This is a genomic window from Pseudomonas sp. HC1(2025), from assembly GCF_058742075.1.
In genome coordinates this window covers 2,728,964-2,746,115 of the sequence record NZ_CP196017.1, presented here as the reverse complement: position 1 = coordinate 2,746,115, position 17,152 = coordinate 2,728,964, and the positions used below count along the sequence as shown (strand labels likewise).

The 17,152-nt window shown below is 60.5% G+C and carries 15 protein-coding genes and 1 riboswitch; of the genes, 7 read left to right on the top strand and 8 right to left on the bottom strand.

From position 1 onward, the window contains the following. Positions 1-58 precede the first annotated feature (58 nt). Positions 59-1,204, bottom strand: coding sequence for a serine hydrolase domain-containing protein (locus ACSSVH_RS12495; RefSeq protein ID WP_169951464.1), 1,146 nt, complete (start codon positions 1,202-1,204; stop codon positions 59-61). A 140-nt stretch (positions 1,205-1,344) separates the two neighbouring features. Then, positions 1,345-2,412 carry a fatty acid desaturase gene (locus tag ACSSVH_RS12490; protein WP_169951462.1) on the bottom strand — a complete coding sequence of 356 codons (1,068 nt, stop codon included), beginning with the start codon at positions 2,410-2,412 and terminating at the stop codon, positions 1,345-1,347. A 318-nt stretch (positions 2,413-2,730) separates the two neighbouring features. Here ACSSVH_RS12490 and ACSSVH_RS12485 point away from each other — a divergent pair, with 318 nt between their 5' ends. Next, positions 2,731-3,294 carry a recombinase family protein gene (locus ACSSVH_RS12485; protein WP_492634626.1) on the top strand — a complete coding sequence of 188 codons (564 nt, stop codon included), beginning with the start codon at positions 2,731-2,733 and terminating at the stop codon, positions 3,292-3,294. Between the two features lie 42 nt (positions 3,295-3,336). On the opposite strand, the gene ACSSVH_RS12480 is transcribed toward ACSSVH_RS12485, so the two are convergent. Next, positions 3,337-3,891, bottom strand: coding sequence for a P-loop NTPase family protein (locus ACSSVH_RS12480; protein WP_169951458.1), 555 nt, complete (start codon positions 3,889-3,891; stop codon positions 3,337-3,339). 180 nt (positions 3,892-4,071) lie between these two features. Here ACSSVH_RS12480 and ACSSVH_RS12475 point away from each other — a divergent pair, with 180 nt between their 5' ends. The 3 genes from ACSSVH_RS12475 (at position 4,072) to ACSSVH_RS12465 (ending at position 8,109) form a co-directional block, all read left to right on the top strand. After that, positions 4,072-4,587, top strand: coding sequence for a sigma-70 family RNA polymerase sigma factor (locus tag ACSSVH_RS12475; protein WP_346266485.1), 516 nt, complete (start codon positions 4,072-4,074; stop codon positions 4,585-4,587). Further along, a complete protein-coding gene (locus ACSSVH_RS12470; RefSeq protein ID WP_492634625.1) occupies positions 4,584-5,546 on the top strand; it encodes a FecR domain-containing protein in 963 nt (320 codons plus the stop codon). Before ACSSVH_RS12475 ends, ACSSVH_RS12470 begins: the two co-directional genes overlap by 4 nt. 97 nt (positions 5,547-5,643) lie before the next feature. Next, positions 5,644-8,109, top strand: coding sequence for a TonB-dependent siderophore receptor (locus tag ACSSVH_RS12465; protein ID WP_492634624.1), 2,466 nt, complete (start codon positions 5,644-5,646; stop codon positions 8,107-8,109). A 1,270-nt stretch (positions 8,110-9,379) separates the two neighbouring features. On the opposite strand, the gene ACSSVH_RS12460 is transcribed toward ACSSVH_RS12465, so the two are convergent. From ACSSVH_RS12460 to ACSSVH_RS12440, 5 genes are read right to left on the bottom strand one after another with little or no spacing between them, the layout of a single operon-like run. Further along, positions 9,380-11,407 carry an LTA synthase family protein gene (locus ACSSVH_RS12460; RefSeq protein WP_492634623.1) on the bottom strand — a complete coding sequence of 676 codons (2,028 nt, stop codon included), beginning with the start codon at positions 11,405-11,407 and terminating at the stop codon, positions 9,380-9,382. Beyond that, entirely contained in the window at positions 11,407-11,985 is a 579-nt protein-coding gene (locus tag ACSSVH_RS12455) for a hypothetical protein (protein WP_492634622.1), read from the bottom strand. Before ACSSVH_RS12455 ends, ACSSVH_RS12460 begins: the two co-directional genes overlap by 1 nt. After that, a complete protein-coding gene (locus tag ACSSVH_RS12450) occupies positions 11,985-13,271 on the bottom strand; it encodes a sialidase family protein (protein WP_492634621.1) in 1,287 nt (428 codons plus the stop codon). Before ACSSVH_RS12450 ends, ACSSVH_RS12455 begins: the two co-directional genes overlap by 1 nt. A 50-nt stretch (positions 13,272-13,321) precedes the next feature. Next, positions 13,322-13,867 carry a cytochrome b/b6 domain-containing protein gene (locus ACSSVH_RS12445; protein WP_170057382.1) on the bottom strand — a complete coding sequence of 182 codons (546 nt, stop codon included), beginning with the start codon at positions 13,865-13,867 and terminating at the stop codon, positions 13,322-13,324. Continuing rightward, entirely contained in the window at positions 13,867-14,133 is a 267-nt protein-coding gene (locus ACSSVH_RS12440; RefSeq protein ID WP_170057383.1) for a PepSY domain-containing protein, read from the bottom strand. The genes ACSSVH_RS12445 and ACSSVH_RS12440 overlap by 1 nt, the downstream gene beginning before the upstream one ends. A gap of 159 nt (positions 14,134-14,292) precedes the next feature. On the opposite strand from ACSSVH_RS12440, the gene ACSSVH_RS12435 reads away from it, so the two are divergent. From ACSSVH_RS12435 to mntP, 3 genes are all read left to right on the top strand, one after another. Next, positions 14,293-14,955, top strand: a complete 663-nt coding sequence (locus ACSSVH_RS12435) for a response regulator (protein ID WP_170057384.1) — start codon at positions 14,293-14,295, stop codon at positions 14,953-14,955. Further along, positions 14,952-16,337, top strand: a complete 1,386-nt coding sequence (locus ACSSVH_RS12430) for a sensor histidine kinase (RefSeq protein ID WP_432755702.1) — start codon at positions 14,952-14,954, stop codon at positions 16,335-16,337. Before ACSSVH_RS12435 ends, ACSSVH_RS12430 begins: the two co-directional genes overlap by 4 nt. Before the next feature lie 52 nt (positions 16,338-16,389). Beyond that, positions 16,390-16,562, top strand: a riboswitch (yybP-ykoY riboswitch). 4 nt (positions 16,563-16,566) lie between these two features. Further along, positions 16,567-17,130 (top strand): manganese efflux pump MntP, encoded by a 564-nt coding sequence (gene mntP, locus ACSSVH_RS12425; RefSeq protein WP_170041471.1) that lies wholly within the window; start codon positions 16,567-16,569, stop codon positions 17,128-17,130. Positions 17,131-17,152: the final 22 nt, after the last annotated feature.

Below are 17,152 nucleotides of genomic sequence, written 5' to 3'. Positions count from 1 at the left end.
TTGTCGACCTTATCCTCAAGTGACGAGCTGCAAAGGCAACTGATAAATGAACGCCCCTTCAAAGCGCCGCATAAACAAGCGCGGATAGCCGGCCAGGACGCGGATCAATCATCGTATGGCTGCCCGAGGTCGTGGTGACAAAGCCAAAGCTCACGCGACTGTCGGGATCGGCAAAACTCACCGGGCCGCCAAGGCCCAGATGACCAAAGGCGCGGGGGCCCATTGCAAGGGAAGCCGTTGGGTCGACTTGCTGCTCCAGCATGCAACCCAGGCCGTAGCGCATTGGGCGCATCCATGAGCGATCCATGCCGTGACTGTGCTCTTGGGTGAACTCACGGAGCATTTCGCGCCCGATAAAGTTTCCCGCCAGCAACGCACTGTAGAAACCGGCGAGGCCGTGAGCGGTACCGTGTCCACACACAGCCGGTTGGCGATAGGCCCACCAGCGAGGGTCGCTGGTGCGTCTGGGCACCATTCCGGGATTGGTGAAGGCATATGTCGCGATGTGCGATGGCTGGTTTTTCAGCACTGCTCGCAACGCTTGCGAGTAAGGATCGCCGACTCGTCCGGTGGCACTGTCGAACCGGGCGATACGATGAAAGTGCTGTTCGTCCACGCCAAGGTGAACGTCCAGGTCATGAGGGTCCAGAATCTCGTCATGGATAAAGACGCAGGCATCGCGGCCGTCCACCCGACGAATCAACTCACCGAGTATCCAGCCAAAGGTGGTGGTGCCGTACCCCAGGTCGGTTCCCGGCTCCCACCACAGCGGCTCGGCCTCCAACACCCGTATCATGTGTTCCCAGTCAAACATCATGGGGTTGTGGTCGGGGGCGCGCAGCGCCGGCAGGCCCGCGGTGTGATTCATCACCTGACGCAAGGTCACCCGGGCTTTGCCGCTCTGGGCGAACTCAGGCCAGTAACGGGCCACGGGTGCATCCAGCTCCAGCTTGCCCTGCTCGACCAACATCAGCACCGCCACCGCCACATAGGGCTTTACTACGCAAAAGGTATTGGCCAATGTATCGCGCGTCCACGGCTGGGTGCCCTCTTGATCCGCCATACCGGCCCACAGGTCGACGACCATCTCCCCGCCTACCTGCACGCAAAGCCCGGCTCCACGCTCCTGCGGATCATCAAACATCTGCTCGAAAGCCTGCTTGACCGCTTCGAACTGTTTTGCACACATCCCTTGTGCCTTCATACCTCAGACTCCTCGCATTTGAAGTATTGCTATTGAGCATTAACAAAGTTGCCAGGCGACAAGAAACATGCCGCCTGGCAGCCCCATTTACGGATTACGATTGGGCTGTAACTATCAGCTGATAGTACTTTGCGCGAACTTCACCCGCGCGACCGTGTTTGCGAGTGATCCAGGGAAAAACGGTTCGCACGCTTGTATGTGCCGAAGTCATTGAACCTGACACCTGCCTGCGCCATGACTTTATGGGCATAAGGCGCCGTCATCTGACGCAGATAGAACGGGTCCCTCACAACGAAGTGATGAATACTGTGCGTGCTGCCAAAGTTAAAACAGAACATCTGGAACGGCCACAACCACCAAGGGTTCATTACCTGGGTTTGTTGTAACGCATTACGCGGGGCGACGTCGCCATAGTAATGCATATTTGAACTTACAAAGAACAGGCAGAACTGCCTTATCAGGTTTGGAGCGATAAGAATGACGACTACATTATTGACCACCTCCATTAGCGCCAGCGTTGCCGCAGAACTATGAACCTGCGCCCCGCTGATTGACCCAAGCCAGACATACAGGTGGTAGCCGAGGAACACATACCAGCACCCCCAGTACACAAGGCCGAAAGGTGTGTTGAGTCGAATGATTTTGCCTAACAATCTTACCTTTTGCCGCCATCCCGGAGCAAAAACCGCGTTTAGGAAACCAAAGACAAATCCATCCATCAGTTTCAACAACCGCAGGATTCCCCAAGGGCTACCACTGGTAGTGATCCAGGCCTCGACATCCGAGTCAGTTCCGGATTCTTTATGGTGATGAAAGTGCAGGCTGCGTCTTAACCACGGGCTGGGCATTCCCGGTCGCGCCAACCAGCAAAAAAACATCATGGCATTATGGGCCAGCGGTTTTTTTCTGAAATAAAGCCGATGAATCAAATCATGTTCGATTTCATGAATAAAAGAAGTCAGCAGCGCGTTAATAAAAATACACATCCAGCCAGGGATAAAACCCTTGATATAGAGCCCTCCCGTGACCACCATGCCTACCAGGGAAAACACCATGACACTCGCTCCCAGAGCATCCTGATGCTGCAGGATCGGGTAGCGCTTGCGTAGGTCGTTCCCATGTTCGGTAATGCGCCGGGTTACATGATCAATCTTTTCCTGATCGGTATTTAGGCGATCAATTTCGATGGCTTCTTCCAAGACCTTCATCCATTCATCCTCTGCTTGCATCGGGGAATTACCAGCTTCGTCAAGCCGGTCACATCAATTGTTTGAGCGATAAAACAGTAGACATTCAAATTCACTGCGCGAATTCACGCGCACCGCTCAATAAATATGAAATCGACTGTTTACGGAAAACTTGTTAGGATCATTCCAAGCTTCAAAATGATAAGATAAGTTCAATTCTTTGCAACTGTGTATTTTGGGCGAGCTCAGTGTTACAGGAATTTGTGTAAGTTTTAATAATTTAGTTACAGTTTGTACAAGGATAAAACAACTGCGTACAAGTATTGCCAAGGAGGCACTATGAGATTGCATCGCATCAAATATTTCCGGCTCTCTCTACAAGAATCCGAGGGTAGCGCGGAGAAAAAAACGAGCCATGATGTATTTGACGCAGTGTTTTGCGATGAGGCTGCAGACAATGCCGCAAATCGCCCAGGCCTTGAACGGCTGATTCGCTATACACAGTGCGGGGATACCGTGGTTGTCGACAGCATGGCAGCGCTCACCTCCAGCATCGAGCAACTGTGTACCCTGATTCGCCGGTTGATTGAAAAGCAGGTAAACCTGGAATTTTTGAGCGAAAACCTGGTTTTCCGACACGACTGCTTTGAAGTTATGGAGCCCATCATTGCGGTAATGGAGATGATCGCAGAGTTCGAACGCACTGCGACGATGGAAAGACAGGCAATAGGCATTGCCCGCGCAAAGATGCGGGGAGTTTATAGAGGGCGCAAGAAAAAACTGTCCGACAATCAGGTTGTAAGTTTAATTGACCGTGCCTGTGCGGGAGAAAGTAAATCTAAACTAGCGCGCGATTTTGAAATCAGTCGCCAGACACTTTATCGGTACTTGAAATCTACATAGCGGACTTGTCAGTCACATAATGAAGAGTCCATGGCATGGACCTTAAATGACCGGCTCCTGGGCTATTTGCGAAACCGCATGCAGCACATCCGCAACCATGTGCTCGGCAGCGCTCTCCCCGTTGATAGGCAACACCGGCACCACCTGCCTTGAAATCCACGCCTCATGCCGCGCTCGATTGCGTCCGCTAAAAAGTGGGTCGTCATACTGCGAGGCCCACTCGCGAAAGGCGATATGTATTTCATGCATATCGCCACCTTGGGCAATACGTTCGCCAAAACGCGCCTTTTCACGCAGGTCCAGGCGCTGTAGGCGCACAGGTGTTGGTGTCGTCACAAAGACGATCAGGCTGGCATGGCTGATAAGCGCTTCTCCCCAGCCATCAGCAGAGCCGGTCAACACCCAGCCTTGATCGCCAAGTGTTCGCTTGATCAAACAGACGCGCTCGTTGGGTGGTCGCTTGGTTGTGAAAGGCGGATTGGTGGGTAACCAGTAAAAGTCGTCCACATCGACATGGGGTACGCCCAACGACGCTGCAAGGGTTTGCCCCAAGGTCGTGACGCCTGCACACGAAGCGCCGGTGATATAGATGCGCACTGTTCTCTCCATGAATGTAAGCGGCTTTGGAGTCTACGAGTTTTATCCACGCAGCGGGAATGGGGGCGGATCTGTTTAATTAAATGGATCTGTCCCCTTTTGTTCTTGCTGAACCCCGTCGCCCCGCACTAAGATGCGACAAATTCTCAAATGCATTCAGTTATCGCGCGGAGGCTTTTCGTGTCGTCGCCACCCACTCCTTCAGCCCCTCACGCCGATATCCGCGCGCTGTACATCGATCATCACGCCTGGTTGCTGGACTGGTTGCGCAAGCGACTGCGTCACGGCGACAACGCTGCCGACCTGGCCCAGGACACCTTTGTGCACATCCTCGGCAAGCCGCAGCGGTTGCAGGAGTTGCGTCAGCCACGGGCGTGGCTGAGCACAGTGGCCCATGGGTTGCTGGTGGATCGCGTGCGCCGCCAACGGGTCGAGCGGGCTTACCTGCAAGCCATTGCCCACCTGCCGGAAGCTGGGGTGCCGTCGCCGGAATCGCAACTGATTCTGTTGGAAACCCTGGTGCGCGTCGACGCCCTGCTCGATGGCCTGCGGCCCAAGGTGCGCATGGCCTTCCTGATGTCGCGGCTCGAAGGCCTCAGCTACAAGGACATCGCCGAGCGCCTGGCGATCAGCCTCAGCTCGGTGGAGAAGTACATGGCCACTGCCATTCGCCACTGCTACCTGGCGCAACGATGAGCGTTCCTGATGGCGTGCTCGATCAGGCGATCGGCTGGTTGGTGCGGATCGAATCCAGCGGCGCCACCCCCGAGGTCCTGGCAGCCTGCCAACGCTGGCGCCAGGCCGATGCGCTGCATGAAACCGCCTGGCAAGCGCTGCAAAAAATCGACGCGCCCTTCCAGAGCCTGGTCGCGCTGCCCGGCAGCGTGGCACTGGACACGCTGGAGCGCCTGAACAGCGGGCAGCGCAGCCGGCGCCAAGCGCTCAAGTTGCTGGGCATGGGGCTGCTTGCCAGTGGCGTTACCGGCTGGTCGCTGCGCGACAGCACGCTGGTGCCCTGGGGCGCGGACTATGCCACCGGGGTCGGCGAACGACGCCAGTTCCTGCTGGCTGACGGCACCCGCCTGCAACTGAACACCGCCAGTACGGTGGATGTGCAATTCAGCGCCCAGCGCCGGCTGATCACCCTGCGGCGTGGCGAGATTTTCATCGACACCGGCAAGGACAGTGCCGCACCCGGCGGGCGCCGCAGCTTCTGGGTCAGCAGCCGGCATGCACAGCTGCAAGCCATCGGCACCGCCTTTGCGGTGCGTGACGAGCCGCATGGCACGCGCCTGCGGGTCGAGGACGGAGTGGTGGCCATTCATGGAAAAGGCGAGCCGATCCAGGTCGCTGCCGGTGAGCAATACCTGATTGATGCCAGCGGCAGCCACCGTGTCGAAGCCAGCCCCCTCAACGCCAGCGCCTGGACCCGTGGGCAGTTGGTGGCCAAACGCATGCGCCTGCACGACCTGACCGCCGAACTGGCGCGTTATCGCCACGGCTGGTTGCACTGTGACCCGGCCGTCGCGCAGTTGGAGGTGTCGGGCGTGTTCCAGCTCGACGACATCGACCGTGCCTTGAGTGCCCTGGGTGATTCGCTGCCGGTGCGCATCGAGCGCTTCACCCCGCTTTGGACCCGTGTCCTCGCTCGTTAAGCCGGATGAGAAAAAATCGCAAAAACTTTTACGGGTTTTGCCAAGCCCTTCGACAGACAGGCAATACACCTCGTCATTCGAAAGGAGCTTACCGTTCATGTCCCACCCTTTGAATCCCCCCCGGCCCCTGCAACGCAGCGTTCTTGCGCTCACCCTCCAGAGCATTTTGCTGGGTGGCATGAGCAGCCTGGTGCTGGCCAGCTTTGCCGTGCAGGCCGAACAGGCCGATAGCCGCCACTACGACCTGGCCGCGGGGGCGCTGGAAGAGTCGCTCAACAGCTTCGCCCAGGTAGCCGGGATCACCCTGCCCTTTGACCCGGCCCTGGTGCAGGGCAAGCGCGCGCCGGCGCTGCGGGGTGACTTTGGGGTGCATGAGGGTCTGGACCGCCTGCTGGTTGACAGTGGTCTGGCCGTTACGCGCAATGCCAGCGGCAACTACCTGCTGATACCGCGCAGCCAAGCCACCGGCGCTGTTGAACTGGGCGCGACCACCGTCAGCGGCCTGGCCCTGGGCTCGACCACTGAAAACAGCGGTTCCTACACCACAGGGGCGATGCAGACTGCGACCAAGCTGCCGTTGTCCCTGCGCGAGACGCCGCAGTCGGTGACGGTGATCACCCGCCAGCGCATGGACGATCAGGGCATGCGCAGCCTTGACGATGTGGTCCAGGCCACGCCCGGGCTGCGCTTGTCGGCCTCGCGCCCGGCCAACAGCGAGTATTTCGCCCGTGGTTTCCCCATCACCAACCTGATGTTTGACGGCCTGCCCACCACTTACAACGCCGACTGGGTCGCCACTGCCGACCTGGCCCCCTACGACCGCGTCGAAGTGGTGCGCGGCGCCACCGGCATGATGCAGGGCGCCGGCAACCCGTCGGCCGCCATCAACATGGTACGTAAACGCCCCACCAAGGAATTCCAAGCCAGTATCAGTGGCAGTGCCGGCAGTTGGGACAACTACCGCAGCGAGCTGGATGTTTCCGGCCCGGTCAATGCCAGCGGCACGGTACGCGGGCGCTTTGTCGGCGCCTACAACGACAAGGACAGCTATCAGGATTACGCCGGGCGCGAACGCGGCGTGTTCTACGGCATCAGCGAGTTCGACCTGAGCGACAGCACGACCCTGACCGTGGGGGCGTCCGACCAGAACGACAATAACAACATCAACTGGGGCGGCTTGCCGGTGAACCCGGATGGCAGCCATATGGGCTTCTCGCGCTCCAAGACCTTCGGCTATAGCTGGTCGCACCAGGACGTCGACAATAAGACGGTGTTCGTCGAACTGGACCAGCGCTTCGACAACGACTGGCGCCTGCACCTGGGCGCCTCGAAGAACTGGTCGGAATTCAAGATGATGGGCGCCGTCCTCGAACGCAACAACGACGCCACCTACCGCCAGCGCGTCTTCAACCAGGGCCGTGATTTTGATCAGTCCACCTATGATTTTTTCGCCAGCGGACCTTTCTCGCTGCTAGGTCGCCAGCATGAATTGGTGGTGGGCGCCAGCAAGCGCCAGCTCAAGACCGAGGCCACCGGCGGCCACGTGTTCATCAGCGTGCCGGACATCAACGGCTTCAGCCCCAAGGGCCTGGCTAGACCGACCGTTCCGGACGTTTACTCCCTCAATGACAAAGTCGATCAGGAAGGTCTCTACCTGACCACCCGCTGGAACCTGGCCGACCCGCTGAAAGTCATTCTCGGCGCGCGCCTGGACTGGTACGACGCCACCTCGATCTATGACCAGACCAACGACCAGTACTACACCTCGGGCAAAACCCGGGAAGTGCGCCACGTCACCCGCTATGCCGGGGTTATCTATGACCTGGACGACAACCACTCGGTGTATGCCAGCTACACCGACATCTTCCAGCCCCAGACCGAGAAGAACGGCGAAGGTGCCGGGATCAAGCCGATCACCGGCGAAAACTACGAAGTGGGCATCAAGGGCGAGTACTTCGGCGGCGCGCTGAACGCCAGCGCTTCGCTGTTCCAGATCGACCAGCTCAACCGTGCAGCGGAAGTGGCCGACGCCAGTGTCTGCCGAGTGATCCCCGCCGGCAGCTACGGCTGCTATGAAGCCGCCGGCAAGGTGCGCAGCCAGGGATTGGAACTTGAGATCAACGGCGCCCTGACGCCCAACTGGCAAGTGGCTGCCGGCTATACCTTCGCCCAGGCCAAGTACGAAAAGGATGCGGACAAGAGCAAGGAAGGCAGCCTGTTCGACACCGACGTCCCGCGCCATATGTTCAAGGCCAATACCACCTACCATCTGCAAGGCGACATGAGCCAATGGCGCATCGGTGCCAACCTCTATAGCCAGAGCGCAACGTTCAACAAAGGCAGCAACGTGTTTGGCAAGTTCCATATCGAACAGGATGCCTACGCCTTGGTCGGACTGATGGCGGGTTACCAGGTGAATAAACATCTGGATACCCAACTGAACATCAATAACGTCTTCGACAAAAAGTACTACCAGGGCATCGCCAGCAACTCGACCTGGAGCCCGTACGACGTGTTTGGTGACCCGCGTAACTTCACGGTAACGGCCAAATACTCCTTCTAAGCACCAGCAGGAGAATTCGCACAGACCCCAAGCTGGATTGCCTGCAATGGCGGTCTACCACGAACCACCGCCATCGCGGGCAAGCCCGCTCCTACAGGGGGCGCGGCAGGGCTGAGAATCTGCGCCACATCACCAATCAAATGTAGGAGCCGGCTTGCCGGCGATTAGCGGTCTACCAGCCACCAGATGCAGCGGCTGAACCACCGCCATCGCCGGCAAGCCCGCTCCTACAGAGGGTGCGGCAGGGCTGAGAATCTGCGCCACATCACCAATCAAATGTAGGAGCCGGCTTGCCGGCGATAGCGGTCTACCAGCCACCAGATACTGCGGCTGAACCACCGCCATCGCGGGCAAGCCCGCTCCTACAGGGGGCGCGGCAGGGCTGAGAATCTGCGCCACATCACCAATCAAATGTAGGAGCCGGCTTGCCGGCGATAGCGGTCTACCAGCCACCAGATACAGCGGCTGAACCACTGCCATCGCCGGCAAGCCCGCTCCTACAGGGGGTGCGGCAGGGCTGAGAATCTGCGCCACATCACCAATCAAATGTAGGAGCTGGCTTGCCGGCGATTAGCGGTCTACCAGCCACCAGATACTGCGGCTGAACCACCGCCATCGCCGGCAAGCCGGCTCCTACAGGGGGCGCGGCAGGGTTGAAAATCTGCGCCACATCACCAATCAAATGTAGGAGCTGGCTTGCCGGCGATTAGCGGTCTACCAGCCACCAGATACAGCGGCTGAACCACCGCCATCGCGGGCAAGCCCGCTCCTACAGAGGGTGCGGCAGGGCTGAGAATCTGCGCCACATCACCAATCAAATGTAGGAGCCGGCTTGCCGGCGATAGCGGTCTACCAGCCACCAGATACTGCGGCTGAACCACTGCCATCGCCGGCAAGCCCGCTCCCACAGGGGGCGCGGCAGGGTTGAAAATCTGCGCCACATCACCAATCAAATGTAGGAGCTGGCTTGCCGGCGATAGCGGTCTACCAGCCACCGGATGCTGCGGCTGAACCACTGCCATCGCCGGCAAGCCGGCTCCTACAGGGGGTGCGCGGCAGGGTTGAGAATCTGCGCCACATCACCAATCAAATGTAGGAGCTGGCTTGCCGGCGATTAGCGGTCTACCAGCCACCAGATACTGCGGCTGAACCACCGCCATCGCCGGCAAGCCCGCTCCCACAGGGGGCGCGGCAGGGCTGAAAATCTGCGCCACATCACCAATCAAATGTAGGAGCTGGCTTGCCGGCGATAGCGGTCTACCAGCCGCCATCAGCGCACATTGCGGTACAGCATCAACCGCGCGCTTTCATGCAGGCCCCGGGTCAGGTCGACCAGGCGTTGGAATTGCTCGGGGTTTTGCGCCGCTACATTATCCAGCGGGGTCAGGGAGCGCAGGTCATGCAGGGTCGGCGCGCTGCCGTCATGCTGCATCTGCAACAGATAATCCTGGGTGACCCCGCCGATCAGCGGGAAGGTACCTTCGCGCAAGACCAGCGGCACCACGCGTTCACCCTCCGGGGCAGGTTGCTGGATATCGCGTCCCATCGCCCCATTGTTGAACGCCACACCCACCATCCCGGCGACCGTCGGCAGCAGGTCGGCCAGCCCCACGGCTTGCTCTATCACCCGGGGCTTGAGCAGGCCCGGGGCGTGAATCAGCATCGGCACATGGTTGCTTTCCAGGCCTAACTGTTCGAAAGCCGGCGGCATATGGGGGATCTGGCTGATACGGGTGTTGTGGTCGCCAAAGAACACGAAAATCGTATTGTCGTAATAACCGCCCGCCTTGGCCATCTCCATCAGCTTGCCGATATTGAAGTCCAGCAGGCGTACTGCGTTGTACTGCTCGACGCTGCGCGAGCCGGCGGCTTGCACCTGGTCCAGGGACAGGTTGCTGCGCTTGAAACCGTCATTGTCCGGGGGAATGGTGAACGGGCGATGATTGCCCGAGGTCTGGACATAGGCAAAAAACGGCCGGCCCTGGGGCAGATCGCGCAGGATCCGGTCGCTTTCCTTGAACAGGTCCAGATCGGAGATGCCCCACACATCCACTCGCGGCGATTGCCAATCGCGTTCTTCATACAAGCGCACGCCATCGATACTTTGCTGGATCAACGCATTGATATTGGCCCACCCGGCGTTACCGCCAATCATGTACAGCTTCTGGTAATCGGTGAAAGCGTTGATCAGCGTGTGCTGGCGAGTGATCAGAGGGTGGCGGGTCGCCGTCTCCTGACGCGTGACATCCGGTACGCCCGTGATGCTCGCCCACACAGTCTTTGCGGTGCCGGTGACCGGCACATAGAAATGCCTGAAGAACCAGCTCTGGCTCGCCAGCCGGTCGAGGTTTGGCGTCGGGTCCAGAGGGTTGCCATAGGCGCCGACCGCACTGGTGCCAAGGGATTCAAGCATCACAAACATCACGTTCGGCGTGGTGCCAAGCCGGTACGGCTGCGCCTTTTGCTCACGCTCGAACGTCAGGCTTTGCGGGTCTGGGCGGTCCACGCCCAGGTAATGGGCAACCACCGGATAATGCTCGCGCACCTGCGGCTCATCGAACTGCGCCTGCCCGGCCTTGAGCGTGTCGTAGAAAAACAGCACCGGGTTCAAACCCAGTGCCGCGATCTTGCCGTTGCCGGAGAAAAACGCATCGCTCCAGCGCAGCGGCACCGGGTTTTGCAAGTTGAGGTTTTCGACTCGACCCAGCAGCGCCAACAGCACGGCGATCAAGCCCAGGCCGCTGCCGAACGCCAGTGAAGTGCGTCGAATGGCTCGCGGCGTACGCCCCAGTGTCCGGCGTTCGAGCCCCACGAACGCGCAGAACCACACACCCAGCACCAGCAGCCAGCCGAGGGCGATCCATAGTACCGGGTAGGTTTGCCACACCATCTGCTGCGAGATCTGTGCATCGTCCAGGTAACGCAGCACGCTGGCGTTAAGCCGCACCCCAAGGTAGGCGTAATGGCCAAAGTCGATGATGTACAGCCAACCGACGATACCCAGTGCCAGCAGCCAATAGCCCCGCGCCACTGCGCGCAACCCTGCGACGCGCACCAGGTTCCAGCGCGGTATCCATGCCAGCACCGCCAACGGCAACGCCAGCAGCACCGCCAGGCGCAGGTCGAAACGCAAGCCGATGCCCAGGGTGTCGAGCGCTTGTCGGTTGTCTGCTAACTGCGCAGGATCGAAGCCGGAAAACCCCAGCACAAACACCAGCCGCAGCCCTGCAAACAGCAAGAACGCCAGGCCTATCGCCACTACGCCATAGCGCAGGCGCCGCGATTGCAACCACCCCATCATTGACCTCTATGTAATTTGACGCTCTTCAGGCAGAGCACGCCGCCCGCCACCAGGCAATAGCCCACCAGCAGCGGATCGATCAGGTAGTCCCAGTAGTTTTCCGACGCCTTCAGGCGTAATGCAAAGGCCAGTGTGCCGAGCGCCAGCATCCACACCGCCAACCCATTGCGTAGCCACAACAGCCCCAAGGCGAGCAGCGCGACAAGCACAATCATCGGCCTTGGGTTAAAGCCCCAGCGATAAGGGTCGAAGTACGTCAGGCCCATGGTGGCCGGGTACAACAGCGCCGCCAGCAGTCCAAACAGCAGCAGCACCTGGGCGTGCGCCCGAGGCGCTTGCGGCTCGACCAGCCCCAGCCGCACCAGGCTTGCCCCGCCCAACAGCACCAGGGTGCTGATTGCCAAATCGTCGGTAAAGCTGCGCACGTAGGCCGCCAGCGGCAGGTCATTGAGGGGGATGAAGCTGACCAACGCCAACCCGGGCAACAGCCACGGGCGCCAGGACTGCAGGCAACGCAGCGACCCGAGCAAGACAAAACCCAGGAGGATGAAGGTTAAATGGGCCTGCCACAGCATCACAGGCGCTCCGCCAGCCAGGCTTCATTGAAGCTGACATGCTTGATGAAGGTGTTATTCCATGAGTAAACCAGGTGATACACGCCGTCCTGGCCACGGCTGAAATACGGGTATTCGTACTCGAAATCACAGCCCCGAGGCTTGCACACCCGGTAATCGAGGCTGCTCAGGAAACGTTGCTCCAACGGCAGGCGCCGCGCACCGCTGGAGGCTCGGAAACCGGCGCCGATGATCGCCTTGTAGGCCTCGGGGGCGAAGGGTTGGCCGAGCGGATCCGGTGACTGGTCCAACTCGATCACATTGCGCCAGTCATTGAGGTCTGCGTCGGTGCCATACAGGCTGAGTTTGAAGCGCCCGTCACGCAGATCGTTGAGCGCCACCAGCAGGCCGTTGCCGGCAGTACCGACTGCCGCCAGGGACGAGTTGGGGTTGGCCGGTTCCAGTGGGTACGGCTCACTCCAGGTCTGCCCGGCATCATCGGTGCGGCTGGCCAGCACGCGGTGATGGGTGTCGCCGGCATAACGCAGCATCGCCACGGCGCGCCTTTCATCCAAGGGCACAATGGTCGGCTGTAGCGAATGTTTGCCCCGGCTGATGCGAAATTTATCAATCACCGCGCCGTCCGCGCTCAGGTACAGGTACTCGGAAAACTTACCCATGAGTTCGTGATAGACCGGCAAGCCAATCGAGCCATCGGCATGAAACACCGGCGCGGCGCGGACCAGCGTGCTGACATTGAAAAACGGCGAGGTGATCAGTTGCCGCGGCGCCGACCAGTTGCGCCCCAGGTCCTCGGAAACCATCACATTGATCGCACTGGTGGCCCAGCCTCCGACAGACACCGACACATAGAACATCCACAGGCGCTGATCCGGCGCGAGGGCGATCACCGGGTTGCCCAGCTTGCGGATGTAGCGCCCGGTGCCATCACGGGTCGACTCGCGGGTCGCCAACACCTGCTCGGCGCCCCACTCCGTGGTCTTGGCGTCGAACCGTGCGGTGCGGATCTGCACATCGGCGGCGCCTTCGCGCGAGCCGGCAAACCACACGGCCATCAAGTCGCCGCCCGGCAGTGCGGTGACCGACGACGAATGCACAAAGTCATCCAACTGCGAGGACACGAACCGGCTGTTGTAGACCGGCTCGGCGCTGGCGGCCACAGGCACGGCAGGCCGTGCGAAAGGCGCCAGGACATGGGCCGGATGACTGCGCCAGGCCGCCCAGAAGACCAGGCATAGCGCCAGGCTGGCAACAATCAATTTCAAGCGAAAAGACAGCATGCGCATAGTGGACTCATGGCAAATGCAGGGTGGGGAGTAAACACAGGACAGCGGCTTCAGTGCGCAGCATCATCCGGCAACCGACGCCGGCGACCGGTCAGCATCGATAACGGCAAGTTGTCGCGTACCTGGACACTTTCAACTACCGCCGCTGCGATATGCAGGCAGACCAGCACCAGCAGGCCATCGACCGCGGTTTCATGCACCTGCAACGGCCAATCGGCGCCCCACAAGGCATCGACCTCCTCCATGGCCCAGCCGCTCAGGCCCGCCGTCAGCATCGCCAGCAGCATCAACAGCATTACCAGTGCGCCCAACGGCGAGTGCCCGAGGCGATGCTCCGGGCGCCTGGCGCGCAGGGCACGCACATGGGCGGCGAGCCTTGCCGGGGTCGGCCAGAAGTCCGCCCAGCGCGCACTGCGTGGCCCGACAAAACCCCACAGCAGCCGTACCAGCAGCCAGCCCATGGCGTAGTAGCCAAGCCAGACATGCCAGTCGTCACCGGCTTCAGTAAAGAAGTAGTTGGCGACAAAGACCCCGGCGATGGACAGGTGAAACAGCCTCACCAGCGGGTCCCACAGTGCTATGGAGTTGCCCGGCATCAGCCCTTGATCTCGGTCTTGACCGCTTTGCCGCTGACCGGATCGTGGTAGATCTCGACCTTGCGCTTGTCCTTGTCGAACCCGTAGATCTCGTAGCAGTTACCATCGGTGACCTTGAACTTGCTGATCTGGTAGCCCTGGGCCTTCAACTGCTCCTGGAACGCCTGCGGGTCTTGCCATTGCGAGCGTTCGGCAGTGGTGCATTGCGGGCCGGCAAGGGCCAGGGGGCTGGCGACAATCAGCGACAACAACAGAATTTTGCCCATGGAAACACTCTCGCTCGGTGAGGAAGGCCCCACTGTGCAAAACCAATCTTAACCAAGTCTTAGTTGGACATGAGTGGTTACATGTTTCTCGTCACCCGGGCTGCCACCACCGCCTCGCCAGCGGCATGATGCCGCCGATATCACACCCGGGAACACACCATGCGCCTATTGTTGGTCGAAGATGATCGGGCCCTCGGCCAAGGCATCCGCGTCGCCCTGAGCAGCGAGGGCTATACCCTGGACTGGTTGCAGGACGGCGCCAGCGCGTTGCATGCGTTATGCAGCGAAAGCTTCGATCTGTTGCTGCTCGACCTCGGCCTGCCACGCCTCGACGGCCTGGCCCTGTTGCGCCAACTGCGCGACAAGCCACTGAACCTGCCGGTCTTGATCCTCACTGCCCGTGACGGCACCGCCGAACGGATTGCCGGTTTGGATGCCGGGGCTGACGACTACCTGGTCAAACCCTTCGATGTCGACGAACTCAAGGCACGCATCCGTGCCTTGCTGCGGCGCAGCCACGGGCGCGCGCAGCCACTGCTGGAGCATGCGGGCGTGTGCCTGGACCCGGTTGGCCAACAGGTCACCTGGCATGGCAACCCGGTGGTGGTGACGCCGATGGAGTACCAACTGCTCCACCAACTGTTGGCGCGCCCCGGCAACGTGGTGACCCGCGAGCGCCTGTCCCGCGCCTTGTATGGCTGGCAGGAAAAAGTCGAGAGCAACACCCTGGAAGTGCTGATCCATAACCTGCGCAAAAAACTTTCGACCGAGTTGATCCGCACGGTGCGCGGCGTCGGGTATGTGATGGAACTCAAGCCATGACCTCGATACGCACACGCATCCTGGTGCCGGTGCTGATCCTCGTCCTGTTGGGCGATGTGCTGATCAGTTGGCTGGTGCTGCGCGACAGCCACCACGAGATCGAAGAAGTGTATGACGCCCAGCTCGCGCAAAGTGCGCGCCTGCTGCAAGGCGTGCTGGCACAGCGCGCGCCGGGTGACAACGACTGGAACCGGCTCTACCAGGCCTTCGACGCCGCCATGAGCCGCGTGGGCGAAGATGGCGCGGCGCACCCTTACGAGACCCGCCTGACGTTCCAGGTATGGCGCAGTGACGGCCAGTTGCTGGTGCGCTCGGCAGAAGCCCCGGAACTGAAGGCACCACCCGCGACCCTCGGTTCCCACGACTTGGTGGAGAACGGTCATGACTGGTGCGCCTTCCTGCTCAAGGATCCGCAGCAAGGGCTGCTGATCTGGGTGGGCGAGCGGGATGACATCCGCCAGGACCTGATCCAGCGCATCGTCGGCCATACGCTGTGGCCCAGTGTGATTGGCGTGCCGCTGTTGGCCGCCTTGATCTGGCTGACCATCGGTTGGGGGTTGCAGCCGTTACGCGCAATGGCCCACACCATCCGTGGACGCAATACCGAAACCCTCAAGCCGCTCAACCTGCGCCCCCTGCCCCACGACCTGGAGCCCATGCAGACCGCGCTCAATCGCCTGTTGCAACAGATCGACAACCTGCTGGCGCGGGAGCGCCGTTTTATCGCCGATGCGGCCCACGAATTGCGCACGCCCCTGGCGATCCTGCGGATCCATGCGCAGAACGCCCAGTTGGCCAGCACCCCACAACAACGGGAGGAAGCTCTCGAGTTCCTGGTCAGCGCCGTCGACCGCGCCACACGCATTGCCAGCCAGTTGCTGACCATGGCGCGTATCGAGCCGCGCCTGGCCAACCCCGATCGATGCGATGTGGAACTGACCGCGCTGGTGCGTGAGGAACTGGCCGAACTGACGCCCCTGGCGCTGGCAAAGGGTATCGAGTTGATCCTCGACAGCGACCACCACTGCCTGGTCAAGACCGACCCCGTCGCCCTGGCGATCGCCCTGCAGAATCTGGTGACCAATGCGCTGAACTTCGCCCCACCCGGCAGCGAGGTTCGCGTGCAGGTGCAACCGCAGGCGTCGGGGGCGGTGTACATCAGTGTCGAGGACGCCGGCCCGGGTATCGACGAAGGTCAATATGCGCGCCTGTTCGAGCGGTTCTACAGCCAGGGGCATGCCAATGGCGCCGGGCTGGGCCTGGCGATTGTGCAGATGATCGTCAGCAAGATCGGCAGCACCTTGCAGCTGTACAACCTGCCCCAGGGCGGGCTGTGCGCTGAACTGCGGATCAACGAGGGCGCGCCGCTTCCTAAAGGTTGAGCAGCCCGCGGGGCGGTTTTGACGTTTTTTTCATGTTTGCCCGCATAAGATCCCGCACCTCGTTGGGGAGTAGCCTGCTTGCGAGTCTTTCGCAAGCGTTCGTATCAACATTCTCGGCAACCTGCCGTGGTACGAACACCTTTTGGTTGGTGAGACCAGCGACACATCCATGCCTAAAGTCGGGCGTGTGGTTGTGTCGTTGACTCATAGCCCGACTGGAAGAGCGCCCGTGAATCCTGTTTCCCTCATTCTCCTGGCCCTGGCCATGTCCACCGACGCCTTTGCCGCCGCGATCGGCAAAGGCTCCAGCCTGCACAAACCACGCCTGTCGGAAGCGCTGCGTACCGGTTTGATTTTCGGCGTCATCGAAGCGATCACCCCGATTATCGGCTGGCTGATCGGCCAGGCCGCCACGCGCTGGGTGGCAGACTGGGACCACTGGATCGCCTTCACCTTGCTGGTGGTACTGGGCCTGCACATGATTTACAACGGCCTCAAGCACGAAGACGAGGCCGAAGAGAAAAGCGCCCAGCACTCCTTCCTGGTCCTTGCCGTCACCGCATTTGCCACCAGCATCGATGCCCTCGCTGTGGGCGTCGGCCTGGCGTTTGTCGATGTGAACATCTGGGTGGCCGCTGCCGCCATCGGCCTGGCGACCATGACCATGGTCACCATTGGTGTGATGCTCGGCCGGGTCCTCGGCACGATGTTCGGCAAACGTGCAGAGATCGTGGGCGGGGTCGTGCTGATGATTGTGGGTGCAACGATTTTGTATGAGCACCTGTCGGTCTAATCCTCCATCTTTCCTATAGAAA

Bases quoted from the DNA above. Each gene is read 5' to 3' on its own strand.
- ACSSVH_RS12495 (WP_169951464.1), bottom strand. From the start codon at position 1,204: ATGAAGGCACAAGGGATGTGTGCAAAACAGTTCGAAGCGGTCAAGCAG.
- ACSSVH_RS12490 (WP_169951462.1), bottom strand. From the start codon at position 2,412: ATGAAGGTCTTGGAAGAAGCCATCGAAATTGATCGCCTAAATACCGAT.
- ACSSVH_RS12485 (WP_492634626.1), top strand. From the start codon at position 2,731: ATGAGATTGCATCGCATCAAATATTTCCGGCTCTCTCTACAAGAATCC.
- ACSSVH_RS12470 (WP_492634625.1), top strand. From the start codon at position 4,584: ATGAGCGTTCCTGATGGCGTGCTCGATCAGGCGATCGGCTGGTTGGTG.
- ACSSVH_RS12465 (WP_492634624.1), top strand. From the start codon at position 5,644: ATGTCCCACCCTTTGAATCCCCCCCGGCCCCTGCAACGCAGCGTTCTT.
- ACSSVH_RS12460 (WP_492634623.1), bottom strand. From the start codon at position 11,407: ATGGGGTGGTTGCAATCGCGGCGCCTGCGCTATGGCGTAGTGGCGATA.
- ACSSVH_RS12455 (WP_492634622.1), bottom strand. From the start codon at position 11,985: ATGCTGTGGCAGGCCCATTTAACCTTCATCCTCCTGGGTTTTGTCTTG.
- ACSSVH_RS12450 (WP_492634621.1), bottom strand. From the start codon at position 13,271: ATGCGCATGCTGTCTTTTCGCTTGAAATTGATTGTTGCCAGCCTGGCG.
- ACSSVH_RS12445 (WP_170057382.1), bottom strand. From the start codon at position 13,867: ATGCCGGGCAACTCCATAGCACTGTGGGACCCGCTGGTGAGGCTGTTT.
- ACSSVH_RS12440 (WP_170057383.1), bottom strand. From the start codon at position 14,133: ATGGGCAAAATTCTGTTGTTGTCGCTGATTGTCGCCAGCCCCCTGGCC.
- ACSSVH_RS12435 (WP_170057384.1), top strand. From the start codon at position 14,293: ATGCGCCTATTGTTGGTCGAAGATGATCGGGCCCTCGGCCAAGGCATC.
- ACSSVH_RS12430 (WP_432755702.1), top strand. From the start codon at position 14,952: ATGACCTCGATACGCACACGCATCCTGGTGCCGGTGCTGATCCTCGTC.